The 22,990-nt window shown below is 59.2% G+C and carries 18 protein-coding genes, 1 tRNA gene and 2 pseudogenes; 9 read left to right on the forward strand and 12 right to left on the reverse strand.

What is annotated here, in order from left to right; genetic code table 11:
* Window positions 1-46: 46 nt before the first annotated feature.
* A pseudogene (gene gltX, locus ACZZ0D_RS14570) lies at window positions 47-1,529 on the reverse strand (glutamate--tRNA ligase).
* A gap of 229 nt (window positions 1,530-1,758) precedes the next feature.
* Here gltX and ACZZ0D_RS14575 point away from each other — a divergent pair.
* Window positions 1,759-2,808, forward strand: coding sequence for an HlyD family secretion protein (locus ACZZ0D_RS14575; RefSeq protein WP_159812937.1), 1,050 nt, complete (start codon window positions 1,759-1,761; stop codon window positions 2,806-2,808).
* Window positions 2,798-4,348, forward strand: a complete 1,551-nt coding sequence (locus ACZZ0D_RS14580; RefSeq protein ID WP_249342531.1) for an MDR family MFS transporter — start codon at window positions 2,798-2,800, stop codon at window positions 4,346-4,348. Before ACZZ0D_RS14575 ends, ACZZ0D_RS14580 begins: the two co-directional genes overlap by 11 nt.
* Window positions 4,349-4,468: 120 nt before the next feature.
* On the opposite strand, the gene uvrB is transcribed toward ACZZ0D_RS14580, so the two are convergent.
* Window positions 4,469-6,484, reverse strand: a complete 2,016-nt coding sequence (gene uvrB / locus ACZZ0D_RS14585) for an excinuclease ABC subunit UvrB (protein WP_008083013.1) — start codon at window positions 6,482-6,484, stop codon at window positions 4,469-4,471.
* Window positions 6,485-6,821: 337 nt separating this feature from the next.
* Between uvrB and ACZZ0D_RS14590 the strand changes: the two genes are divergently transcribed.
* Both ACZZ0D_RS14590 and ACZZ0D_RS14595 read left to right on the forward strand, forming a co-directional pair.
* Window positions 6,822-8,018, forward strand: a complete 1,197-nt coding sequence (locus tag ACZZ0D_RS14590; RefSeq protein WP_038363598.1) for an amino acid aminotransferase — start codon at window positions 6,822-6,824, stop codon at window positions 8,016-8,018.
* Between the two features lie 227 nt (window positions 8,019-8,245).
* On the forward strand, window positions 8,246-8,446 hold the full coding sequence (locus ACZZ0D_RS14595) for a hypothetical protein (RefSeq protein WP_053118898.1): 201 nt from the start codon (window positions 8,246-8,248) through the stop codon (window positions 8,444-8,446).
* On the opposite strand, the gene ACZZ0D_RS14600 is transcribed toward ACZZ0D_RS14595, so the two are convergent.
* Both ACZZ0D_RS14600 and ACZZ0D_RS14605 read right to left on the reverse strand, forming a co-directional pair.
* Window positions 8,443-8,673 (reverse strand): hypothetical protein, encoded by a 231-nt coding sequence (locus ACZZ0D_RS14600; protein WP_028624759.1) that lies wholly within the window; start codon window positions 8,671-8,673, stop codon window positions 8,443-8,445. The two genes, ACZZ0D_RS14595 and ACZZ0D_RS14600, sit on opposite strands and share 4 nt — an antisense overlap.
* On the reverse strand, window positions 8,670-8,891 hold the full coding sequence (locus ACZZ0D_RS14605; protein WP_463553630.1) for a hypothetical protein: 222 nt from the start codon (window positions 8,889-8,891) through the stop codon (window positions 8,670-8,672). Before ACZZ0D_RS14605 ends, ACZZ0D_RS14600 begins: the two co-directional genes overlap by 4 nt.
* 10 nt (window positions 8,892-8,901) lie before the next feature.
* Between ACZZ0D_RS14605 and ACZZ0D_RS14610 the strand changes: the two genes are divergently transcribed.
* Window positions 8,902-8,977 (forward strand) — tRNA-Asn (locus ACZZ0D_RS14610).
* Window positions 8,978-9,154: 177 nt separating this feature from the next.
* Here ACZZ0D_RS14610 and ACZZ0D_RS14615 read toward each other — a convergent pair.
* Window positions 9,155-10,678 carry a nucleobase:cation symporter-2 family protein gene (locus tag ACZZ0D_RS14615; RefSeq protein ID WP_053118894.1) on the reverse strand — a complete coding sequence of 508 codons (1,524 nt, stop codon included), beginning with the start codon at window positions 10,676-10,678 and terminating at the stop codon, window positions 9,155-9,157.
* Between the two features lie 289 nt (window positions 10,679-10,967).
* On the opposite strand from ACZZ0D_RS14615, the gene ACZZ0D_RS14620 reads away from it, so the two are divergent.
* A complete protein-coding gene (locus tag ACZZ0D_RS14620; RefSeq protein WP_463553631.1) occupies window positions 10,968-11,288 on the forward strand; it encodes a BrnA antitoxin family protein in 321 nt (106 codons plus the stop codon).
* Here ACZZ0D_RS14620 and ACZZ0D_RS14625 read toward each other — a convergent pair.
* Together ACZZ0D_RS14625 and xth are read right to left on the reverse strand one after the other, a co-directional pair.
* The gene (locus tag ACZZ0D_RS14625; protein ID WP_463553632.1) at window positions 11,285-12,118 is read right to left on the reverse strand and encodes an arylamine N-acetyltransferase family protein; all 834 of its coding nucleotides are present in this window, start codon (window positions 12,116-12,118) and stop codon (window positions 11,285-11,287) included. The genes ACZZ0D_RS14620 and ACZZ0D_RS14625 overlap by 4 nt on opposite strands.
* A gap of 101 nt (window positions 12,119-12,219) precedes the next feature.
* On the reverse strand, window positions 12,220-13,014 hold the full coding sequence (gene xth / locus ACZZ0D_RS14630) for an exodeoxyribonuclease III (RefSeq protein WP_159812931.1): 795 nt from the start codon (window positions 13,012-13,014) through the stop codon (window positions 12,220-12,222).
* A 129-nt stretch (window positions 13,015-13,143) separates the two neighbouring features.
* Here xth and ACZZ0D_RS14635 point away from each other — a divergent pair, with 129 nt between their 5' ends.
* Complete coding sequence (locus tag ACZZ0D_RS14635) at window positions 13,144-13,725, forward strand: GNAT family N-acetyltransferase (protein WP_159812930.1); 582 nt, start codon at window positions 13,144-13,146, stop codon at window positions 13,723-13,725.
* Between the two features lie 5 nt (window positions 13,726-13,730).
* Here ACZZ0D_RS14635 and ACZZ0D_RS14640 read toward each other — a convergent pair.
* From ACZZ0D_RS14640 to ACZZ0D_RS14655, 4 genes and pseudogenes are all read right to left on the reverse strand, one after another.
* Window positions 13,731-15,174: pseudogene (locus ACZZ0D_RS14640) on the reverse strand (mechanosensitive ion channel domain-containing protein).
* Window positions 15,175-15,383: 209 nt separating this feature from the next.
* Window positions 15,384-16,010, reverse strand: coding sequence for an isochorismate family cysteine hydrolase YcaC (gene ycaC / locus ACZZ0D_RS14645; RefSeq protein ID WP_053118885.1), 627 nt, complete (start codon window positions 16,008-16,010; stop codon window positions 15,384-15,386).
* Between the two features lie 56 nt (window positions 16,011-16,066).
* Window positions 16,067-16,750 carry an isochorismatase family protein gene (locus ACZZ0D_RS14650; RefSeq protein ID WP_008084027.1) on the reverse strand — a complete coding sequence of 228 codons (684 nt, stop codon included), beginning with the start codon at window positions 16,748-16,750 and terminating at the stop codon, window positions 16,067-16,069.
* 86 nt (window positions 16,751-16,836) lie between these two features.
* A complete protein-coding gene (locus ACZZ0D_RS14655) occupies window positions 16,837-17,703 on the reverse strand; it encodes a pirin family protein (protein WP_400750477.1) in 867 nt (288 codons plus the stop codon).
* Window positions 17,704-17,808: 105 nt separating this feature from the next.
* On the opposite strand from ACZZ0D_RS14655, the gene ACZZ0D_RS14660 reads away from it, so the two are divergent.
* Both ACZZ0D_RS14660 and dkgB read left to right on the forward strand, forming a co-directional pair.
* On the forward strand, window positions 17,809-18,717 hold the full coding sequence (locus ACZZ0D_RS14660) for a LysR substrate-binding domain-containing protein (RefSeq protein WP_159812926.1): 909 nt from the start codon (window positions 17,809-17,811) through the stop codon (window positions 18,715-18,717).
* A 246-nt stretch (window positions 18,718-18,963) separates the two neighbouring features.
* Complete coding sequence (gene dkgB / locus ACZZ0D_RS14665) at window positions 18,964-19,767, forward strand: 2,5-didehydrogluconate reductase DkgB (protein ID WP_053118877.1); 804 nt, start codon at window positions 18,964-18,966, stop codon at window positions 19,765-19,767.
* 4 nt (window positions 19,768-19,771) lie between these two features.
* Here dkgB and ACZZ0D_RS14670 read toward each other — a convergent pair whose 3' ends face one another.
* Window positions 19,772-22,990 carry an ATP-binding protein gene (locus ACZZ0D_RS14670; protein ID WP_463553633.1) on the reverse strand — a complete coding sequence of 1,073 codons (3,219 nt, stop codon included), beginning with the start codon at window positions 22,988-22,990 and terminating at the stop codon, window positions 19,772-19,774.

Raw genomic sequence — 22,990 nt, forward strand, 5'->3', positions numbered from 1 at the left:
TCAAGAGATCGCAGCCTTCGGCAGCTCCTACAGGGGGGTTAGGCTATCAGGCGATAGCGGCCAGGAGCTTTTCCCACTCTTTGTTTTCTTTCTTCGACACGCCGCCCAGCAGGTCAATCGCCTGACGCAGACGGAAGCGGGTCAGATCCGGGCCAATGATTTCCATCGCATCGAGCACCGACACCGAGCTCGCCTGACCAGTGATCGCCGCAAACATCAGCGGCATCGCGTCACGCAATTTCAATTCCAGCGATTCAACCACTGCCTGAATCGTTGCGGTGATGTTGTCTTTCTCCCACTGACGCAGGCTTTCCAGTTTCCACAGGATCAACTGCATCAACTGACGAACCTGATCGCCCGAGAGCTTTTTCGATTCGAACAGTTTGGCATCCGGATTGACGCCACCGGCGAAGAAGAATCCGCCCAGCGGTGCAACCTGGCTGAAGGTTTCAACGCGACCCTGCACCAGCGGCGCGATCTTCATCATGTATTCCGGATTCAACGCCCAGGTCTGCAAGCGGCTGGCGAACTCTTCCACCGGCAGATCACGCAGCCACTGGCCGTTGAGCCACGACAGCTTCTCGATGTCGAAGATCGGCTCGCCCAGCGAGACACGCTTGAGGTCGAAGTTGTCGACCATTTCCTGCAGCGAGAACTTCTCGCGCTCGTCCGGCATCGACCAGCCCATGCGGCCGAGGTAGTTGAGCATCGCTTCCGGCATGAAGCCCATGCGCTCGTAGAACGTCACCGAGGTCGGGTTCTTGCGCTTGGACAGCTTGCTCTTGTCCGGGTTACGCAACAGCGGCATGTAGCACAGCTCCGGTTGTTCCCAGCCGAAGTATTCGTACAACAGAATCAGTTTTGGTGCCGATGGCAGCCACTCTTCGCCGCGCAGCACATGGGTGATGCCCATCAGGTGATCGTCGACCACGTTGGCGAGGAAGTACGTCGGCAGGCCGTCGGTCTTCATCAGCACTTGCATGTCCATGCGATCCCACGGGATCTCGACGTCGCCACGCAGCATGTCCGGCACCACGCAAACGCCTTCGCTCGGCACTTTCATGCGGATCACGTGGGGTTCGCCAGCGGCCAGACGGGCTGCAACTTCTTCTTTCGACAGCAGCAGCGCGCGGCCGTCGTAGCGTGGCGTTTCGCCGCGAGCCATTTGCTCGGCGCGCATCTGATCCAGCTCTTCGGCGGTGCAGAAGCATGGGAACGCGTGCCCCATTTCGACCAGTTGCTGGCAATACTTCTGGTAAATGTCGCCGCGCTCGCTCTGGCGATACGGGCCGTGCGGGCCGCCAACGTCCGGGCCTTCGCTCCAGTCGATACCCAACCAGCGCAGCGCGTCGAAGATCTGCTGTTCGGACTCGCGGGTCGAACGCAACTGGTCGGTGTCTTCGATCCGCAGGATGAACTCACCACCATGCTGCTTGGCAAAGCAGTAGTTGAACAATGCGATGTAAGCGGTAACCTACGTGGGGATCCCCGGTAGGCGATGGCGCGATGCGAGTGCGGACGGTGGTCATGGCATGTCTCGAAAATAATGAAAAGCAAAACAATCAAGCGGCGAATGGTAACAGGCGACACCCGCCCCGCTCCAGCGGGCAGGGCATTTAAGCCAAGTTTGCGTCTGTAAGGCCCGTAAGCCGTGATGAATGGCGGAATATCAGCAGATGGCATTTACCGTTTATCGGCTGTATGCCAAATTTGCCTGCTGATAACTTTCCTTACAATTCCTCGACTACAGTTTGCCCCATGCCTGCCCAACTCAAGCGTCGCCTGTTTATTTTCCTGCTGCTCGTCCTGCTGATTGCCGGGGGCTTCTTCGCCCACTGGTTTTTCAAGGGACGTTTTTATGAAAGCACCGACAACGCCTATGTCCAGGGCGAGATCACTCGTGTCTCGAGCCAATTGGGCGCGCGCATCGATGAAGTGCTGGTGCAGGACAATCAGCACGTGGAAAAAGGCCAGTTGCTGGTACGCCTCGAACCGAATGATTTCCGCCTCGCGGTAGACCGCGCCAACGCCGCCCTCGCCACCCGCGAAGCCGAACGCCTGCAAGCGCAAAGCAAACTGACCCAACAATCGAGCCTGATCGCCGCCAGCGATGCGCAAGTGGCGACCACCCAAGCGACGCTTGGCCGTTCGCAGATGGATTTGTCGCGCGCTGAAACCCTGCGCAAACCCGGTTACGTTTCCGAAGAACGCGTGACCACCCTCTCCGCCGACGCCCACATTGCTCGTTCGCAAGTGGCTAAAGCACAGGCTGACGCGCAAGGTCAGCGCCAGCAGGTCAATGCGCTGAACGCTGAAATCAAACGCCTCGACGCACAGATCGCCAACGCCCACGCCGATATTGCGCAAGCCGAACTCAACCTGACCCGCAGCGAAATCCACGCGCCGATCAGCGGCCTCGTTGGCCAGCGTGCCGCGCGCAACGGTCAAGTGGTGCAGGCCGGCGCCTATCTGTTGTCGATCGTTCCGGACGAAGACATCTGGGTGCAGGCCAACTTCAAGGAAACTCAGATCGGCCATATGCAGCCCGGTCAAAAAGCCGAGCTGACCTTCGATGCGTACGGCGACACGCCGATCGAAGCGCGGGTCGAGAGCCTGTTCGCCGCATCTGGCGCGCAGTTCAGCCTGCTGCCACCGGACAACGCCACCGGCAATTTCACCAAAGTCGTGCAACGGATTCCGGTGAAACTGACCTTCAAAGCCGATAACCCGCTGCACGGCAAAATCCGTCCGGGCATGTCGGTCACCGCGACTGTGAACATCAAAGACGCCCCTGAAGATGGCCGGTGATTCGCTGATCCGCCCGGTCGGCGAACCGACCCGGCGCGATTGGATCGCGGTGATGAGCGTAATGCTCGGCGCCTTTATGGCCGTGCTCGACATCCAGATCACCAACTCTTCGCTGAAAGACATTCAGGGCGCGCTGTCGGCGACGCTGGAAGAAGGTTCGTGGATTTCCACCTCCTATCTGGTCGCGGAAATCATCATGATTCCGCTCACCGCGTGGCTGGTGCAGTTGCTCTCGGCGCGACGACTGGCGGTTTGGGTGTCGCTGGGCTTTCTGGTTTCATCGCTGCTGTGCTCGATGGCCTGGAGCCTGGAGAGCATGATCGTCTTCCGCGCGATGCAGGGCTTCACCGGCGGCGCACTGATCCCGCTGGCGTTCACCCTGACCTTGATCAAACTCCCCGAACACCACCGCGCCAAAGGCATGGCGATGTTCGCCATGACCGCGACGTTTGCGCCGTCAATCGGCCCGACGCTGGGCGGCTGGCTCACGGAAAACTGGGGCTGGGAATACATCTTCTATATCAACATCCCGCCGGGCCTGATCATGATCGCCGGGTTGATGTACGGGCTGGAAAAGAAAGAAGCGCACTGGGAATTGCTCAAAAGCACCGATTACACCGGCATTCTCACGCTGGGCATCGGCCTCGGTTGCTTGCAGGTTTTTCTCGAGGAAGGCCATCGCAAGGACTGGCTGGAATCGAGCCTGATCGTGACGCTGGGCAGTATTGCGCTGGTGAGTTTGATCACCTTTGTCATCGTGCAGATTTCCAAACCCAATCCGCTGATCAACCTTGGCATTCTGCGTAATCGCAATTTCGGTTTATCGAGTATTTCCAGCCTGGGCATGGGTGTCGGGTTGTACGGCTCGATTTATCTGTTGCCGCTGTACCTGGCGCAGATCCAGAACTACAACGCCCTGCAGATCGGCGAAGTAATCATGTGGATGGGCGTGCCGCAGCTGTTTCTGATTCCGCTGGTACCGAAGCTGATGAAGATCATTTCACCGAAATGGCTGTGCACGCTGGGGTTTGGACTGTTTGGTCTGGCGAGTTTTTCGTCGGGAGTGCTCAACCCGGATTTTGCCGGGCCGCAGTTCAATCAGATTCAGATTGTGCGGGCGCTGGGGCAGCCGTTGATTATGGTGACGATTTCGCTAATTGCCACGGCGTACATCCTGCCGCAGGACGCGGGATCAGCGTCGAGCCTGTTCAACATTCTGCGCAACCTTGGCGGTGCGATCGGCATTGCCTTGCTGGCGACGCTGCTGGATGCGCGCACCAAGACCTACTTCGATTATTTGCGCGAGGCGGTGGTGCCGACCAATCCGCAGGTGGCCGAGCGGTTGGCGTCGATGACGGATCGGTTTGGCAGTGACACGGCGGCGTTGGGCAAGTTGAGTGAGATCGTCCATCAGCAGGCGGCGATCATGGCTTACAACGATGCGTTTCACTTTGTCGGGATTGCGCTGGGGGTCAGTATGTTGGCGATTCTACTGACCAAAAAGCTCCCGGCGGGGCTAAAGGCCGGCGAATCTCACTGATCCGACTCAATCCTGTAGGAGCTGCCGAAGGCTGCGATCTTTTGACTTTGCTTTTAAAAACAAGATCAAAAGATCGCAGCCTTCGGCAGCTCCTACAGGTTTGAAGTCAGGGCGTATTGATCAAACAGCCAAAAGCCGCTCGCGCAGTTTGGCAATCTCATCGCGCATCTGCGCCGCCGCTTCAAACTCCAGATCCCGCGCCAGCTGATACATCTTCTCTTCCAGCGCGCGAATACGCTTGGTGATCTCGCTCGGCGAACGCAATTCGGCTTCGTACTTGGCGTTCTCTTCGGCAGCCTTGGCCATGCCTTTGCGCTTCTTGCTGCGCGAACCGGGCACGGTGGCGCCTTCCATGATGTCGGCGACGTCTTTGAACACGCCTTTCGGGGTGATGCCGTTTTCCAGGTTGAACGCGATCTGCTTGTCGCGACGACGTTCGGTCTCGCCAATCGCGCGCTCCATCGAACCGGTCATGCGGTCGGCATAGAGAATCGCCCGGCCATTGAGGTTCCGCGCCGCGCGGCCAATGGTCTGGATCAACGAACGTTCGGAGCGCAGGAAACCTTCCTTGTCCGCATCAAGAATCGCCACCAGCGACACTTCTGGCATGTCCAGACCTTCTCGTAGAAGGTTGATGCCGACCAGCACATCGAACGTACCAAGGCGCAGATCGCGGATGATTTCGACGCGCTCAACCGTGTCGATATCTGAGTGCAAATAGCGCACGCGCACGCCGTGATCGGCAAGGTAATCGGTGAGGTCTTCGGCCATGCGCTTGGTCAACGTAGTGACCAGCACGCGCTCTTCGATCGCTACGCGCTTGGAGATTTCCGACAGCAGATCGTCGACCTGCGTCAGCGCCGGACGCACTTCAATCTGCGGATCGACCAGCCCGGTCGGACGCACCAGTTGCTCGACCACGCGCCCGGCGTGCTCGGCTTCGTAGTTGCCCGGCGTCGCCGAAACGAAAATGGTCTGCGGGCTCACCCCTTCCCACTCATCGAAACGCATCGGCCGGTTATCCAGTGCCGAAGGCAAACGGAAACCATATTCGACGAGGGTTTCCTTACGCGAACGGTCGCCCTTATACATCGCGCCAACCTGCGGCACGCTGACGTGGGATTCGTCGATCACCAGCAAGGCATCCGCCGGCAGATAATCGTAAAGGGTTGGCGGCGCGGCACCGGCCGGACGTCCGGACAGATAGCGCGAGTAGTTTTCGATGCCGTTGCAATAACCCAGTTCGAGGATCATCTCCAGGTCAAAACGGGTGCGTTGTTCAAGGCGTTGAGCCTCGACCAGTTTGTTGTTGCTGCGCAGGTATTCGAGGCGCTCCTGCAACTCGACTTTGATGTGTTCGATGGCGTCGAGCAGGGTTTCCCGAGGCGTCACATAGTGGCTCTTCGGGTAGAAGGTGAAGCGCGGCATCTTGCGGATGACTTCGCCGGTCAGCGGGTCGAACGCAGAAATGCTTTCGACCTCGTCATCGAACAACTCGATGCGGATCGCTTCCAGATCGGATTCCGCCGGGTAAATGTCGATCACGTCGCCGCGCACACGGAAGGTCGCGCGGGCGAAATCCATGTCGTTGCGGGTGTATTGCAGGTCGGCCAAACGGCGCAGCAATGCGCGCTGATCGAGTTTGTCACCGCGATCGACGTGCAAGACCATTTTCAAATAGGTTTCCGGGCTACCGAGACCGTAGATGCACGACACCGTGGTGACGATGATCGCGTCTTTTCGCTCCAGCAACGCTTTGGTCGCGGACAGGCGCATCTGCTCGATATGGTCGTTGATCGATGCATCCTTCTCGATGAAGGTGTCGGACGACGGCACATAGGCTTCGGGCTGGTAGTAGTCGTAGTAGGAAACGAAGTATTCAACGGCGTTGTTCGGGAAGAACGCCTTGAACTCGCCGTATAACTGCGCGGCGAGGGTTTTGTTCGGCGCCAGCACCAGCGTCGGGCGCTGAATCTGCGAGATGACATTGGCGATGCTGAAGGTCTTGCCCGAGCCGGTCACACCGAGCAGCGTCTGGTGCGCCAGCCCGGCTTCGATACCCTCGACCAATTGGCGGATGGCTTCCGGCTGATCGCCGGCGGGCTCAAAGCGAGTGACGAGCTGGAATTCGGACATATACACCTCTGGGATCGCGGCGTTCCGCGCAAAGCGGAGCACCACGGGGACAACCGCAAACGACCGGTGTCGCGCAAGAAAAAACCTGGATTGTGCTCAATGTGGTGGCGATTGCCTCTGCTTTCAAGGCAAACGTCCTACATCCGGTAAAGTCTCTGACACGGCCAATCGACTAACGGTCAAGAAATAATCGCAAAAACTTACCTGAAAAGCCGAATCGCCTGTCGCCATTGCTCGCAGATGGCCTCTATACTAGCTCCCCGTTTGTGCACCGCTCTAGTGCATTCGGCTGGAGCGCCACACGTCCCTCCACTATCCATTCAGAGCCGCCGTAATAATGAGCCTGTTCTCCGCTGTCGAAATGGCACCCCGCGATCCAATCCTGGGCCTCAACGAAGCATTCAACGCCGATACCCGGACCACCAAGGTCAACCTGGGCGTTGGCGTTTACTGCAACGAAGAGGGGCGAATTCCACTTCTGCGCGCCGTTATTGAAGCCGAGACGATTCGCGTCGCTCAACACGCTTCGCGCGGTTACCTGCCGATCGATGGCATCGCTGCCTACGACCAGGCCGTGCAGAAACTGCTGTTCGGCAATGACTCGCCGCTGATCAGCGCCGGTCGCGTCATCACCACTCAGGCCGTCGGCGGTACTGGCGCCCTGAAAATCGGTGCTGACTTCCTCAAGCAACTGCTGCCGAACGCCGTCGTGGCGATCAGCGACCCGAGCTGGGAAAACCACCGCGCGCTGTTCGAAACCGCCGGTTTCCCAGTGCAGAACTACCGTTACTACGACGCTGCCACCCACGACGTTAACCGTGCCGGCATGCTCGAAGACCTCAACGCTCTGCCGAACGGCTCGATCGTTATCCTCCACGCTTGCTGCCACAACCCGACCGGCGTCGACCTGACCCCGGCGGACTGGAACAACGTGCTGGAAGTGGTTAAAGCCAAAGGTCACGTGCCGTTCCTCGACATGGCTTACCAGGGTTTTGGCGACGGTATCGACGAAGACGCCGCCGCTGTGCGCCTGTTCGCTGAATCCGGCCTGACTTTCTTCGTCTCGAGCTCGTTCTCCAAGTCGTTCTCGCTGTACGGCGAGCGCGTTGGCGCCCTGTCGATCATCAGCGAATCGAAAGAAGAAAGCGCGCGCGTGCTGTCGCAAGTCAAACGCGTGATCCGCACCAACTACTCCAACCCGCCGACTCACGGTGCAAGCATCGTCGCCGCCGTGTTGAACAGCCCGGAACTGCGTGCGCAGTGGGAAGCGGAACTGGCGGAAATGCGTCTGCGCATTCGCGGCATGCGTGAGCAGATGGTTGCCCTGCTGGCCGAGAAAGCCCCGGGCCGCGACTTCAGCTTTGTGGGTCGTCAGCGCGGCATGTTCTCCTACTCGGGCCTGACCACTGAACAGGTGCATCGCCTGCGTAACGAGTTCGGCATTTACGCACTGGATACCGGTCGTATCTGCGTGGCTGCGCTGAATCAGAGCAACATCAAGGCTGTGACGGACGCGATCGTTCAGGTCATCTGATAACGCTGCGTGATGAAAAACGGGAAGCCTTGGGGCTTCCCGTTTTTTATTTGTCCGAAGGAATGCAACATTCCCTCTAAACTGCACACAAATCAAAAACTGTAGGAGTGAGCCTGCTCGCGATAGCGCCCTGTCAGCCGAAGCATCACTGTCTGACACACTGCTATCGCGAGCAGGCTCACTCCTACAGGGTTTTGTGTACATCCGAGAACCTTGTGAGAAGCCCAATGAAAAACGACAACCTGCGCGCCGACCGTGACGATCTGGATGATTTCATCCCCCGCGCCTCGGCCAAACGCGAAAAAAGCCTGGTGCTGCAAGTGGCGGCCGGGGTGTTTCTTGGCGGTCTGGTGCTGTGGCTGGTGCAACTGGCAGCAACGGCGGCTTACGCCAAACTGATGCTCGGCACCATTACCTTCGGCAGTTAAGCCAATTCGGTCGCGCGCTGACTGGCGGCATCGTCATACGCGACGTACAGCGATTCGGCGATCTGGCTCTTGATCGCCTTGGCGCTTTCCAGACCGAGGACAAAACCTTCAGCCTTGCCGCCAGCGCGATTCAGTTCTTCAGCGGTGCCGGCCTGAGTGATCGCATCGAGGAGTTTTTCGGCGTGAGGGCCGACGCCTTTGGGCAGGCTGATTTGCGCGATGCTCATGCGAACACCTCGTTGTTGCGGGACTGACAAATCAAGTGATGCATGGCGCTTACCTTTTCGGCGGATGGCCGGTAGCGCGTGTTACCACTTCCGGGCGGCCATGGTAGACCTCTGGCGAGAATCTGGTAACCGCCAATCGCTGACAAACCACCATTCATCCCGGCAAATCGTTCAATTTCACAATCGGCGCTTGACTTCTCTTTTTGAATCAGTAACATACGCACCAATTCCGCAATAGCTCAGTTGGTAGAGCAAATGACTGTTAATCATTGGGTCCCTGGTTCGAGTCCAGGTTGTGGAGCCAAATAGCAAAGCCCCTGAATCGAAAGATTCAGGGGCTTTTTTGTGGGCGCTCGAAAAGATCAAAAGATCGCAGAACACCGATCTCTGTAGGAGCTGCCGAAGGCTGCGATCTTTTGATCTTCAAACAAAAAGGGCCGATCTGATTAACAGATCGACCCTTTTTCATTCACCTACAGCGTCAGACATGCTCGCTGCTTTTCACCTGCACTTTCGGCGCGCCATGGCCGTGGTCGTGATCATCCGGCTCGATCACCGGCACTTCATTGCCGTCGCAGTCATGCAGCTTGCCGTCGCTGAAGTAATCGCCTTCGCGCAGCGCATCCAGATCGCGATAACGCAGAGTCCGCTCTTCCGCCGCCGCAAACACCGACTGTTGATCGGAGTTGCCAGTGGTGAAATGGTTGAACGCCAGGTTCAGCAGGATCGCCATGATCGCCGACGAGCTGATGCCCGAGTGGAAAATGGTCGCAAACCAGCTTGGGAACTGATCGTAGAAGTTCGGCGCGGCAATCGGGATCATGCCGAAACCGATCGAGGTGGCGACGATGATCAGGTTGACGTTGTTGCGATAATCAACCTTCGACAGCGTACGAATACCACTCGCTGCCACAGTACCGAACAGCACGATACCGGCGCCGCCGAGTACCGAAGTCGGTACCGCAGCGATAACCCGACCCATGAATGGCAGCAAGCCAAGAATTACCAGGAATACGCCGCCAGTGGCCACCACATAACGGCTCTTGATCCCGGTCACCGCCACCAGACCAACGTTCTGGGCGAAAGCGCTCTGGGTGAACGAACCGAAGATCGGCGCAAACATACTCGACAGCATGTCCGCACGCAGACCGTTGCCCAGACGCTTGGAATCGACCTTGGTGCCGATGATTTCACCGACCGCCAGAATGTCCGCCGAGGTTTCCACCAGCGTCACCATGACCACGATGCACATCGACAAGATCGCGGCGAAGTGGAAGGTCGGCATGCCGAAGTGGAACGGCGTCGGGAAGCCGAACATCGGCCCGGTGGTGACATTGGAGAAATCCGCCATACCGAGGAACACCGCCAATATCGTACCGATCACCATGGCCAACAGGATCGACAGACGCGAGATGGTTGAGCTGCCCACCTTGCTCAGCAGCAACACCAGCACCAGCGTCACCGCCGCCAGACCAATGTTTTGCATGCTGCCGAAGTCCGGCGCGTGGCTGTTGCCGCCCATCGCCCAGCGTGCGGCCACCGGCATCAGCGTCAAACCGATGGTGGTGATCACGATACCGGTGACCAATGGCGGGAAGAACTTGGTGATGCGCGAGAACACCGGCGTGATCAGCAAGCCGATCAGCGATGCCGCAATGACGGCGCCAAGCACCGACTGGAAGCCGCCCTCCCCGCCACTGCTGACGATCGCGACCATGGTCGCCACGCCGGAGAACGACACGCCCTGTACCAGCGGCAACTGACAGCCAAAAAACGGTAGACCCAGGGTTTGCAGCAGCGTCGCCAGCCCCCCCGCAAACAATGAAGCAGCAATCAACAAACCAATGTCTGCCGGCGACAGGCCGGCCGCCTGACCGATGATCAGTGGCACCGCAACGATACCGCCGTACATGGTCAGAACATGTTGCAGGCCGTAAGCCATATTCGCGCCGACCCCGAGATTTTCGTCCTCGGGCCGTTGGTGTGAAACATGGGGCGTTTTCATGGTGGGGGGTTCCCTGGTTTTTGTTATGCGCACACTGTATTCAATACTCAGGACAAATGTCCATAGAGTTGTATACAACTTGTCAGTCACAAAATGGATAGGTAGCCATCCAAGCTTCTAGCCCGCGCCTCGCAACGCCCACAAATCCGGCAACACATCCCTGCCTGCATCTGCGCCAACGCCCACTAGGCTGAAGTGTTCATGGCGACCGACGGTGCGGTCGCAGTCTTTTTTATGCATATTAGATATGCATAATGATTTTGAGTATTTTGTTAAAGAGATTTAACCAATGAAAGACGAATATGACTTCTCCCAAGGCAAACGCGGCGCTGTGGCGTCGACCAAGGGCAAAACCCGGATCACCATCATGCTCGACGATGCCGTCATCGACGCCGCGCGCACGGTGGCGGAGAACGAGGGGTTTGGTTATCAGACAGTGATCAACAACACGCTGCGCCATGCCTTGCTCGATGCCGAAAAGCACGACCAGGACGATCCGCTGCAACTCAGCAAAGGCATTACCGCCGCCGACCTCAAGAGTCTTGAGAAAAAATTGTCGGCAGCGGCCGGGGAAATTCGTCGGGTGCTGGAACCGGATGCCAAGCCTTAGGCTTTGGCCGGTACGATCATTCGTTCGAGGGAATGCCGTGTATGCGGCACGTCCGGCAGGTGAATGCCGAATTCCTGTTCCAGCAATTCGATCAATGCCGCCACCTCGGTGATTTCGCGCCGCTCGCTGCTTGCGCCCATGCGATGAAGGGCGAAACTACCGTTGTTGAGCGTTTTGCGCCAGCCATCACCGGTACGCGCCGCCATCAGGCGTTGGGTAAACGGAGAGTCGGGATGGGCCGAGACATACCAGTTGCCGATGGTGAAATCGATGTCTTCCTGGCGCTGTAGATCAAACAGATACATCGATCGCCATTCGCCCGCAACGTTGGCCTGCAGCATGTAGCCATCGGCTTGTTTGTCGATGCGATAGAATTCGTGCGGGGTGGTTTGTTCTGCCTCGGTATCGAGAAGCAGCGGCGCCGTCGGCACCATGCCGCCGAAACCGACGTCGGTGATGTAGCGCACGCCGTCGAGGGTGACCAGACTCAAGCGGTGCGTGCGCGCCGTCCAGCTGCCTTCCGGCTGATTCATCACCACGCGGCCGCTGATGGCGCGAGCGTCGAAGCCCAGCTCAAGCAGCAGGGTGAAGAACAGATTATTCAGCTCATAGCAGTAGCCACCGCGACCGCCGAGCAGGATTTTCTCTTCGATGGACGGCAAATCGATCAGCACCGGTGCGCCAGTAATCGTCGCCAGATTCTCGAAAGGAAAGACCCCGGTGTGGCGCCATTGCAGCAGCCGCAAGTTTTCCAGCGTCGGCGCTGGCGGTGCATCAAAACCCAAACGTTGCAGGTACAGCTTCAGGTTCGTCAGGCGTGGCTCGCTCATTGCTCAATCCTTTTGCATGGGGCCGCAGTTCACTGCGTTGATGGTCGCCATGTATACGGGATCAGCCACTGAGTTCGACAATTGATTTCGCCAATCGCCTGCTAGCGCTTTTTGCGTGAGCCGATGCGAATCCACGTTGGCGCATGGTCACTGGCGTGCGGTTCATTGCGCACCCACGCGTCTACGCCGGCCTCGTGCAGATACGGGCTCAATGCCGGATTAAGCAGCAGATGATCGATGCGCAAACCGGAATTGGTTTGCCAGTGTTGGCGGAAGTAATCCCAGAAAGTGTAGAGGCGATCCTCGGGATACAGATGCCGCAGCGAATCCGTCCAGCCTTGATCGAGCAAACGCTGATAACACTCGCGGCTCTCGGGTTGCAGCAGCGCGTCCTTGAGCCATGAGCGGGTGTTGTAGATGTCCATGTCGGTGGGCACGACGTTGTAATCACCGGCCAGCACCACCGGGTGATCGCTGCTTTGCAGGTCTTTCGCATAGCTGATCAACCGTTCGAACCACGCCAGTTTGTAATCGAATTTCGGCCCCGGCTGCGGATTGCCGTTAGGCAGGTACAGGCAACCGACCAGCACGCCGTGCACCGCCGCTTCCAGGTAGCGACTGTGCTTGTCGTCGGGATCGCCCGGTAAACCGCGACGGCTCTCCAGCGGCTGCGCATCTCGGGCAAGAATCGCCACACCATTCCACGCCGCCTGACCTTGCCAGATCGCGCCGTAACCGGCGGCTTCCAGCTCGGCGGCGGGGAATGCCGAATCGACCGATTTGAGTTCTTGCAAGCAGGCGATGTCGGGTTGCTCGCGTTTGAGCCAGTCCAGCAGATTCGGCAAACGCGCGCGTAAACCGTTGACGTTGTAGGTGGCGATCCGCAGGTTTTTCATCGGCTGAGGCTCCTGCCCGTGGGCTGTGAAAATTGTGACCGCGTGAACATCGCAGCGGTTGCATCGGATCCGCTCGCTGCGGCGTAATAGGCGCTCGCCCTTCGCCCGCTCTGCCGAGACCTGAATCCCATGCCAACCACGCTGCAAGGTCAGCGCATCCTTCTGCGCCCGCTTGAGTATTCCGATGCCGCCGCCCTGCTCCATGCGGCTGCCGACGGCGAATTGTGGAACCTCACCGTGACCGTCGTGCCATCGGCCAGCACCGTCGACAGCTATCTGAAAAAGGCCCTCGACGGCCGCGAGGCCGGCACGGTGATGCCGTTTGTCATCGTCTTGAAGGACACCGGCGAGGTGATCGGCTCAACACGCTTCTGGAAGATCGATCCGATCAATCGCAAGCTGGAAATCGGCAGCAGCTGGATCTCGGCGAGCTGGCAGAAATCCTTCGTCAACACCGAAGCCAAATACCTGATGCTGCGCCACGCCTTCGAAGTGCTGGATTGCGTGCGCGTGCAGTTCACCACCGACGAGAACAACCAGAAGTCACGTAACGCGATCCTGCGTCTCGGCGCGCAGCAGGAAGGTATCGTCCGTCATGAACGGATCATGCCGGACGGACGCAAACGCAACTCGGTGCGTTTCAGCATCATCGACGACGAATGGCCGCAAGTGCGCGCGCACCTGGAACAGAAACTCGCCGCCTACGCGTAAAACATTCAGGCGCGACTGCGCAGCCATTGCAGGAAGCCTTTTTTCGCCACCACCACCGGCGCTTCCTCGGTCAGCGATTGCGCCTTGTGCAGGCGATAATCGAGCAAGGTTTTCATCGCATCGCTGATGTCGTGACGAGCATCGAGGCACGGCTTCAGGTAAGTCTTTTCGATGCGATAAAGGGCGCAGAAGGTTTTCGCGGCAAACTTGGCTGGCACCGAGGAATCGGAAAGGATGCCCGCCTCGCCGATCACTTCGCCCGGGCCCATGCGCCCTGACTCGAACGGCGTGCCGTGGCGGGTCAGCGTCACTGTGACCACGCCCGACTCGATGATGAACAAGTGATCGCTGACCTCCCCCGCCTCCAAGATCGTCTCGCCAGTGCGGAAATTTTGCAGGGTCATGTTCTGGCTGAAGGTTTCTTTCTCTTCTTGACGCAGCGTCGAGAAAATCGGCGAACTGTCGAGCAATGCCCGTGGCCGCGACAGGTTGCTCGGCGCGCTGCTTTCATCGCTCGACAGCAGATTGACCCCGGACGCCTGCAAGTGCCGGTACGCCAGATCAAACAGCTGATTGCGCACCACGCGTTTCTCGCCCATCGACGCAACGAAACCGCTGATCTCGTATTCCGCACCGCTGCTGCCGGAGCTTTTCAGCGCTACGCTCGGCGCCGGTGTGTCGAGCAGTTGCCGACAACCCTGCATCGCCCGCTCCAGCGATTCGATCACTGAACTGGGCCGCGCATGCGGGCTGACCTGCACGCTGACCGCGACGCCGAACATATTGCTCGGCCGACTGAAGTTGATGATCTTCGCCTTGGCTGCCAGCGAGTTGGGAATCACCGCCATGCTGCCCTGACTGGTTTGCAGGCGCGTGGCACGCCAGTCGATGTCGGTGACCCGACCTTCGGTGCCGTCGATGGAAATCCAGTCATCCAGTTGATAAGGCTTGGTGGTGTTGAGGACGATCCCGGAAAACACATCGCTGAGCGTGCTCTGCAAGGCCAGACCGACGATGATCGCCAAGGCGCCGGACGTCGCCAGCACGCCTTTGACCGGCAGATCGAGCACGTAGGCCAGCGCCGCGATAATCGCGATAAGGAAAATCACCGCGCCGAGCAAATCCTGCAACAACCGCCCGGTGTGGCCGACCCGTTGCATCATCACCGCGCCGATCAACACCGTCAGGGTGCGCGCGCCGAACAGCCACCAGCCAATCTGCAACCCGGTCGCCGCCAGGTGCAACGGCACGTTGTCGGCCCACGGCGCGGGCTCCATCGGGTTGAGGCCTTCGTTGAACAGCAAGATGCTGAACAGGGTAAAAATCAGCACGCGCACCAGCAGTTTCCACTCGCTGCCACGGGAACTGATCAGGCGCCACAGACCGAGATCAAGGAGGATCAGGAACCAAGGAGCAAAACAACGGGTGTTCGGTCAGCAGAGACAGCATCAAACAACTCCGACGGGGGCCAATCGCGAGAAGATCGCACAGATTGGGGAGAGTGTAGGAGTAATTGATTTCACAGCATGAACACACCCGCAAAAAACCCACAAAACCCTGTAGGAGCTGCCGCAGGCTGCGATCTTTTGATCTTCAAAAACAAAGTCAAAAGATCGCAGCCTGCGGCAGCTCCTACAGGGGTTTGCGGGTGGCCTGGGTTATTTGTCGTTAGACAGGCTGTTATAGCTGGTGAACAGGTTGCGGTAATCCGGGATGTGGTTGGAGAACAGCGTGCCCAGCCCTTCAACGTCGTTGCGCCAGTCGCGGTGCAGCTCGCAGGCCAGACCGAACCAGGTCATCAACTGCGCGCCCGCCGTGGACATACGATTCCACGCCGATTCGCGGGTCAATTCGTTGAACGTGCCCGAGGCATCGGTGACCACAAACACATCAAAACCTTCCTCTATCGCCGACAGTGCCGGGAATGCCACGCAGACCTCGGTCACCACGCCAGCAATGATCAGTTGCTTCTTGCCCGTCGCCTTGATCGCCTTGACGAAATCTTCGTTATCCCAAGCGTTGATCTGGCCTGGACGGGCAATGTACGGCGCATCCGGAAACAGCGCTTTCAGCTCAGGCACCAGTGGGCCGTTGGGGCCGGTTTCGAAACTGGTGGTGAGGATTGTCGGCAGTTTGAAGTACTTGGCCAGATCGGCCAGCGCCAGCACGTTGTTCTTGAATTTGTCCGGATCGATGTCGCGCACCAGCGACAGCAGCCCGGCCTGGTGATCGACCAGCAGCACCGCAGCGTTGTTCTTGTCCAGACGTTTGTATTGAGTGGTCATTGCAGTAATCCTCGCGGGGTGTAGAGGCCGACGGGGGCCGGCCTCAGGAGACTCGATCAGCGTTGGGAATCCAGCACTTCGTGTTCGTTCGCGACTTGCTGAGCCTTGAGGTAGCTCTCGATCAGCAATTGATAATGCGGCATGGCCTGGGCGTAGACGGCCGCCCACTGCTCGGCATCGGGACGGTTCCACGAGCCTTGCAGCTCGGAAAGCGTAGCCATGATGTCGATCGGCACCACCCCGGCCTGGGCCAAACGGGCAACTGTCAGATCAGTGGCCAGTTTGGAGTGATTGCCGGAGGCATCGACCACGGCAAAGACCTTGTAGCCTTCGTGCACGGCAGCGATCGACGGGAACGCCAGGCAGACGCTGGTCAGCGTGCCGGCGATCACCAGGGTTTTCTTGCCAGTGGCTTTGACTGCCGCGTGAAACTCCGGGTTATCCCACGCGTTGATTTCGCCCTTGCGCGCCACGTATTGCGCATGCGGCGCGGCTTCGTGAATTTCCGGAATCAACGGCCCGTTCGGCCCTTGCGGCACGGAGGCGGTGGTGATCACCGGCATCTTCAGCAGGGTCGCCGCTTTCGCCAGCGCTACGGCGTTGGCGCGCAGTTGCGGCACGTCCATGTCCTTGACGATCTGGAACAGACCGCTCTGGTGGTCGATCAGCAGCATGGCTGCATCGCTGGCATCGATGGTCGGTTTCTGGCCGTCGAAGTTCGCGGCATTGACAGTATTCATGTGCGTGTCCTCTTTTCTTTAGGCAACAGCCATCCCTGGCCTTCGAACCGGCCTACGCGTCCTGTGTAGAGCGGAGTGGTTGTGCGTTAAGCGTGCATCTGGCCGAAGCGGCCGGACTGGAAGTCGGCGAAGGCCTGGTGGATTTCCTGCTCGGTGTTCATCACGAACGGGCCGTGGCCGACGATCGGTTCGTCGATCGGCTCGCCGCTGAGCAACAACACCACCGCGTCCTGGCTGGCTTCGAGGGTCAGTTGCTTGCCATCACGTTCGAACAGCGCCAACTGCCCTTCGCGCACCGATTCCACACCGTTGACCTGCACCGAGCCTTTCAACACCACCAGCGCGGTGTTGCGGCCTTCGTGCAGATCCAGCGTCAGCAACTTGCCGGCGTTCAGGCGCAGATCCCACACGTCGATTGGCGTGAACGTGCGCGACGGGCCGGTGTGGCCATCGAACTCACCGGCGATCAGACGCAGGCTGCCGGCGTTGTCCTTGAGCGCGATGCTCGGAATGTCGCTGTCGAGAATGGTCTGATAGCCCGGCGCGGCCATTTTGTCCTTGGCCGGCAGGTTGACCCAAAGCTGCACCATTTCCAGTTTGCCGCCGGTTTTGGCGAAGTCATCCGAGTGAAACTCCTCGTGGAGGATCCCGGACGCCGCCGTCATCCATTGCACATCGCCCGGGCCGATGACGCCGCCACTGCCGGTCGAATCGCGGTGCTGCACTTCACCGTCATAAACGATAGTCACCGTTTCGAAACCACGGTGCGGATGCTGACCAACGCCACGCCGTTCGGTGGTCGGGGTGAAATCGGCGGGCCCAGCGTGATCGAGCAGCAGGAACGGGCTGATGTGTTTGCCCAGGTTGTCGTAGGAAAACAGCGTGCGAACCGGGAAACCATCGCCGACCCAATGGCCGCGTGGGCTGGTGTAGATACCGATGATGTTTTTCATGGTTGTCTCCAATTGGGGTGAGTGATGCGATGGATTAAGCTTAAATCCATGACCATTAATGCACTAGACTGCAAAAATCAGCCTTAGCGTTCTATCTGGAGAACGATGGTGGAAGACCTCAACACCCTTTACTACTTCACCCAAGTGGTCGAACACCACGGATTCGCCGCCGCCGGGCGTGCGCTGGACATGCCCAAATCGAAGCTCAGCCGACGAATTGCCGAGCTGGAAGAACGCCTCGGTGTACGCCTGCTGCACCGCACCAGCCGCCATTGTTCGCTGACTGAAATCGGCCAGGCCTATTACCAGCGTTGTCTGGCCATGCGCATCGAAGCCGAAAGCGCCGCCGAACTGATCGAACGCAACCGCTCCGAGCCGCAGGGTCTGGTGCGCCTGAGTTGCCCGACGGCGTTGCTCAACTCGTGGGTCGGGCCGATGCTCACGCGCTACATGCTCAAGTATCCGCTGGTTGAGTTGTTCATCGAGAGCACCAATCGTCGCGTCGACCTGATTCACGAAGGTTTCGATATCGCTTTGCGCGTGCGCTTTCCGCCGCTGGAAAACACCGACATGGTCATGAAGGTGCTGGGCAACAGCATGCAGTCGGTGGTCGGTAGCCCGCAGTTTGTCGAACGCCTGTCGTCACCGCCCTCGCCCGCTGACCTCAACGGTTTGCCGAGCCTGCATTGGGGCGCGGCGCAGCGTGAGTATCAGTGGGAACTGCTCGGGCCGAATGACAACACGGCGCTGATCCGGCACACGCCGCGCATGGTTACTGATGATTTGATTGCATTACGTCAGGCAGTGATTGCCGGGGTCGGCGTGGCGCATTTGCCGAGTGTGGTGGTGCGCGAGGACATTGCCGCCGGGCGCGTGGTGGAGTTGATTCCGGGGTGGGCACCGAAGTGTGGGGTGGTGCATGCGATCTTTCCGTCGCGGCGGGGGTTGTTGCCGTCGGTGCGCACGTTGATTGATTTTCTTGGGGAAGAGTTTGCGCGCAGCGACATTGCTTGAATCGGCGGCGCGTCCTTCGCGAGCAAGCCCGCTCCCACAGGGAGTTATGTTGGTAATGAATGTTGGGTACACCCCCAAATCCTGTGGGAGCGGGCTTGCTCGCGAAGAGGCCAGTCCAGACAACACAAAACTCAAATGTGATTCATGACTTCTGCTCAACACTGCTTTGCCCCAGCAGCGGTTTTTCTCAAGGATGCACACGCGGATACTCGACCGCATTCCCACTGCAATCCCTTGGAGTCCTTCATGTCTGTTCCCGCTTTCGGCCTCGGTACCTTTCGCCTGCAAGGCCAGGTGGTCATTGACTCGGTGAGCACCGCCCTCGAACTCGGTTACCGCGTCATCGACACCGCGCAAATTTATGAAAACGAAGCCGACGTCGGCCAAGCCATCGCCGCCAGCGGCATCCCCCGCGAAGACCTGTTCATCACCAGCAAAATCTGGATCGCCAACTTCGCCAAGGATCGCCTGATCGACAGCCTCAAAGAGAGCCTGCAGAAACTGCAAACCGACTACCTCGACCTGACGCTGATCCATTGGCCATCGCCGGAAGATCAGGTACCCGTCGAAGAATTCATGGGCGCTCTGCTGGAAGCCAAACGTCTGGGCCTGACCCGGCAGATCGGCGTATCCAACTTCACCATCGACCTGATGAAGCAAGCGATCAAAGCCGTCGGCGCCGACAATATCGCCACTAACCAGATCGAACTGCACCCGTACCTGCAAAACCGCGCGGTGGCTGAGTTCGCCAAAAGCCAGGGCATTCACATCACCTCGTACATGACCCTCGCTTACGGTGAAGTCTTGAAGGATCCGGTGATCGAGCAGATCGCTGCACGCCTGCAAGCCACTCCGGCACAAGTCACGCTGGCATGGGCCATGCAATCGGGGTACGCGGTGATTCCGTCGTCGACCAAGCGCGCCAACCTGCACAGCAACCTCGGCGCCACCGCCCTCAAGCTGAGCGATGCCGACATGGCGCAAATCGCCACGCTGGAGCGCGGCCATCGTCTGACCAGCCCGAAAGGCATCGCACCCATCTGGGACTGATCGCTCAGGCCTGAAGCCGTTGCGCGAGACCTTGCATGGCCTCGCGCAATGCGCTGGCGCTAACCCCCAGCGTTGCGCTTTCAGCATCGCGGCAGGCGTGTTCGAGGTCGGTACACGCCGACACCACGCGCGCGGCGCCGACCATTTGTGCACCGCCCTTGATGTGATGGGCCAGATCGCGCAGGCCGCCACGGTCAGGGGTTTGCAACAGATCGTCGAGGCGCAGCAAATCGGCGTGCAGGCTGTTCAGTACTTCTTTGCGCAGGTGAACGATGAGGGCGCGGTTATTCCCCGCCAACTGCTCCAGCGCGCTGAGGTCGAACTCAGCCTGCGGCGGATTCTCTGATCGCTCGATACCTCGCTCAATGTGGCTGGCGCCGCTCAACGCCACACTCAGATCGTGCAAACGAATCGGTTTGAACAGGCAATCGTCCATGCCCGCTGCGAGGCAACGAGCTCTTTCCTCGACCAGCGCATTGGCCGTAAAACCAATAATCAAACGTCGACCGACACCTGCGAGCGCTTCGTCCTGACGAATCGCGCGCGCCAGTTCATAACCGCTGCGCCGGGGCATGTTGCAGTCGGTGATCAGCACGTCAAAAGATTGCTCGCGCCACAGTTTCAAGCCCTGCTCGCCGTCTTCAGTGTCGACCGTCCGGTGCCCCAACTCACTGAGTTGCCAACACAGCAACAAGCGGTTCACCGGGTGATCGTCCACCACCAGAATGCTCAGCGATTGCACGGGTTCGGAGGCGATTGGCGTGGGCGCATGGTTTTGTTCGAGCGCTTCCAGCAACGCCACCTCAAGCCGAACGGTGACTCGCGTACCGACGCCGGGTTTGCTCTCGAGTTGCAACTCGCCGCCCATCATTTCGCACAGGCTGCGACTGATGACCAAGCCCAACCCCGAACCACTGCGCGCCGCATGCGGGTCATTGCCGGCCTGCACAAATGGACTGAACAAACGCTGCCTGTCTTCAGGGCTGATGCCAATGCCGCTGTCTTCGATAATCACGCAGACCGCCAGTTGTCCGGCCTCCAAAGCATTCACGCGCAGTTGCAAACTCACTTCGCCGGTCTCGGTGAACTTGATCGCATTGCTCATCAGATTGGACAGCACCTGCTTGAACCGCGTCGGGTCGATCAGCACATCAACGTCACTGCCAGCCTCTAGATCAAGGTGCCAGAGCAACCGTTTCTGCCGCGCCAACCCTTCAAACACCCGGCACACCGATCCCACCAGTTCACGCAGATTCGCGCGTTCGGGCGCCAGCGATAAATGCCCCGATTCAATCCGCGCAATATCAAGAATGTCGCCAATCAGCGCCAGCAATTGCTGCCCGGCACTGGATGCAACCTGAATCGCCAGACGATCAGTCACGCCCTCCTCCGCGCGTTTCAGGGCCAGTTCAAGCATGCCGATCAAGGCGTTCATCGGCGTGCGGATTTCATGGCTCATGGTCGCCAGAAACGTGGTTTTCGCACGATTGGCATCGTCGGCCACGTCCTTGGCCTCCTGCAATTGCTGCAACCATTGCTGTCGTTGACGGATCTGCCGGCGCTGAAAACCGATCCACGCCAGCGCCAATAGCAGCAACACCGCAGCGCCGATAAAACCGCGCAAAATCTCCCCGCGATGACGCAGCCAATAGCTGTCATCGACCACCATGTCATGGCTCCAGCGGCCGACCAGTTCATCGATTTCCTGTGGTGCGATGCTCAGCAATGCCTTGTTCAGAATCGACTGCAGCTCAGCCGCCTGCGGCACCGTGGCCAAGGCGATTCTGGCGGGTTGATCACCGACTGTGGTGACAATGCGCACGCGCTCACGGTAATGACGGGCGATCAGATAACGCGCCACCAGCAGCGAACTCAGGGTCGCGTCCGCTTGGCCCTTGCCGATCATGTCCATGCCCGCCGCCGGGCTGGGCACTTCGACCAACTTCACTTGCGGTGCATGCTCGAGCAAATACCCGCGCAACGGATGCCCGCGATAAATCGCCAGGCGTTTGCCGGCCAGATCATCGAGGCTGCGCGGGCTGTCCACACCTGCTGCCGTGACCAGCACGAACGGATTGCTCAGATACGCTCGGGTAAAGCGCAATTCGGCTTCACGCTCACTGCTCGGCGTCACCACTGGCAGCACATCGAGCTCGCCAACCTTCAATTGCTCGATCTGGCGATCCAGCGAGCGACCGCGCACCACCTCGAACGTCAGGCCGCTGCGCTGACTGATCAGACTCAACAACGGCGCCGCGAGCCCGCTGAGGCGACCTTCGGCATCAAAAAACGACAGCGGCGCAAAATCATCGATAACGCCGACCCGCACACGCGGATGCTGGTCGAGCCAGCGCTGTTCTTTAGCACTCAGGCGTACTTGCGACTGCTCGGCCATTTCCGCGCGCCCGGCGCTCCAGCGTTGTTCGATAATCTGGCGCTGGAGCAGAGGAATGGCGGCCAGCGCCTTGTCGATGATCCGCTTCAATCGCGCATCCGTGCGGCGCAGCGCGAAGCCGAACGGGTTGGCATCCAGCCCCGACGGCCCGGCCAGTTGCACGTCGTTGCGGTAATTGGTGTTGATCAGGTAGTTGGCACTGATGAAGTCGCCGAGGTAGGCATCGTCTCTGCCGAAGGCCACGGCGCCGAGCGCGTCCATGGCCGAGTGGTAAAGCTGAATATGCGTCTGTGGATAAAAGCCCTGCACGGTCGCCAGTGGCAAATAATCTTCGGCCATGGCCAGGCGTTTGCCGACATGATCGGCCAGCGGCGCTTCTCCGAGCCGGGTCACCAGCATCGGCTGATCTTCGGCGTATGCGCGAGACAGCACCAGTTCAGGGTCAGCCAGTTCAAAATTGTTTGAGGTGCCGAGTACGTCCAGCTCGCCCCGTTTGAGCGCGGTAATGGCCGCTTCCCGATTGGCGTAACGCAGCACTTCGACACGCATATTCAGCAGTTGCGCGAGTAGATCAGCGTAATCGGCGCTGAGCCCTTCCAGTTGATGGTGGTTGCGGGTCAATTCGAACGGCGGGTAATCCGGCCCGGAAATGCCCATGCGCAACACCGGGTGCTGGCGCAGCCATTGCCGGTCGGTGCCGTCGAGCCGTACTTGAACATTCTCCAGCCGGGTTCGCGTAAGGATCTCCAACATCGTTGGCGCCGTTTCGGCCGACGCGGTCAGCGCCCACGCCGCCAATGCAATCACAACCCAGCGGCCGATGCGCAT

The sequence above is a fragment of the Pseudomonas sp. AC193 genome (assembly GCF_979258075.1).

Coding starts and splice junctions, on each gene's coding strand:
- ACZZ0D_RS14575 (WP_159812937.1), top strand. CDS start 1,759: ATGCCTGCCCAACTCAAGCGTCGCCTGTTTATTTTCCTGCTGCTCGTC.
- ACZZ0D_RS14580 (WP_249342531.1), top strand. CDS start 2,798: ATGGCCGGTGATTCGCTGATCCGCCCGGTCGGCGAACCGACCCGGCGC.
- uvrB (WP_008083013.1), bottom strand. CDS start 6,484: ATGTCCGAATTCCAGCTCGTCACTCGCTTTGAGCCCGCCGGCGATCAG.
- ACZZ0D_RS14590 (WP_038363598.1), top strand. CDS start 6,822: ATGAGCCTGTTCTCCGCTGTCGAAATGGCACCCCGCGATCCAATCCTG.
- ACZZ0D_RS14595 (WP_053118898.1), top strand. CDS start 8,246: ATGAAAAACGACAACCTGCGCGCCGACCGTGACGATCTGGATGATTTC.
- ACZZ0D_RS14600 (WP_028624759.1), bottom strand. CDS start 8,673: ATGAGCATCGCGCAAATCAGCCTGCCCAAAGGCGTCGGCCCTCACGCC.
- ACZZ0D_RS14605 (WP_463553630.1), bottom strand. CDS start 8,891: ATGTTACTGATTCAAAAAGAGAAGTCAAGCGCCGATTGTGAAATTGAA.
- ACZZ0D_RS14615 (WP_053118894.1), bottom strand. CDS start 10,678: ATGAAAACGCCCCATGTTTCACACCAACGGCCCGAGGACGAAAATCTC.
- ACZZ0D_RS14620 (WP_463553631.1), top strand. CDS start 10,968: ATGAAAGACGAATATGACTTCTCCCAAGGCAAACGCGGCGCTGTGGCG.
- ACZZ0D_RS14625 (WP_463553632.1), bottom strand. CDS start 12,118: ATGAGCGAGCCACGCCTGACGAACCTGAAGCTGTACCTGCAACGTTTG.
- xth (WP_159812931.1), bottom strand. CDS start 13,014: ATGAAAAACCTGCGGATCGCCACCTACAACGTCAACGGTTTACGCGCG.
- ACZZ0D_RS14635 (WP_159812930.1), top strand. CDS start 13,144: ATGCCAACCACGCTGCAAGGTCAGCGCATCCTTCTGCGCCCGCTTGAG.
- ycaC (WP_053118885.1), bottom strand. CDS start 16,010: ATGACCACTCAATACAAACGTCTGGACAAGAACAACGCTGCGGTGCTG.
- ACZZ0D_RS14650 (WP_008084027.1), bottom strand. CDS start 16,750: ATGAATACTGTCAATGCCGCGAACTTCGACGGCCAGAAACCGACCATC.
- ACZZ0D_RS14655 (WP_400750477.1), bottom strand. CDS start 17,703: ATGAAAAACATCATCGGTATCTACACCAGCCCACGCGGCCATTGGGTC.
- ACZZ0D_RS14660 (WP_159812926.1), top strand. CDS start 17,809: ATGGTGGAAGACCTCAACACCCTTTACTACTTCACCCAAGTGGTCGAA.
- dkgB (WP_053118877.1), top strand. CDS start 18,964: ATGTCTGTTCCCGCTTTCGGCCTCGGTACCTTTCGCCTGCAAGGCCAG.
- ACZZ0D_RS14670 (WP_463553633.1), bottom strand. CDS start 22,990: ATGCGCATCGGCCGCTGGGTTGTGATTGCATTGGCGGCGTGGGCGCTG.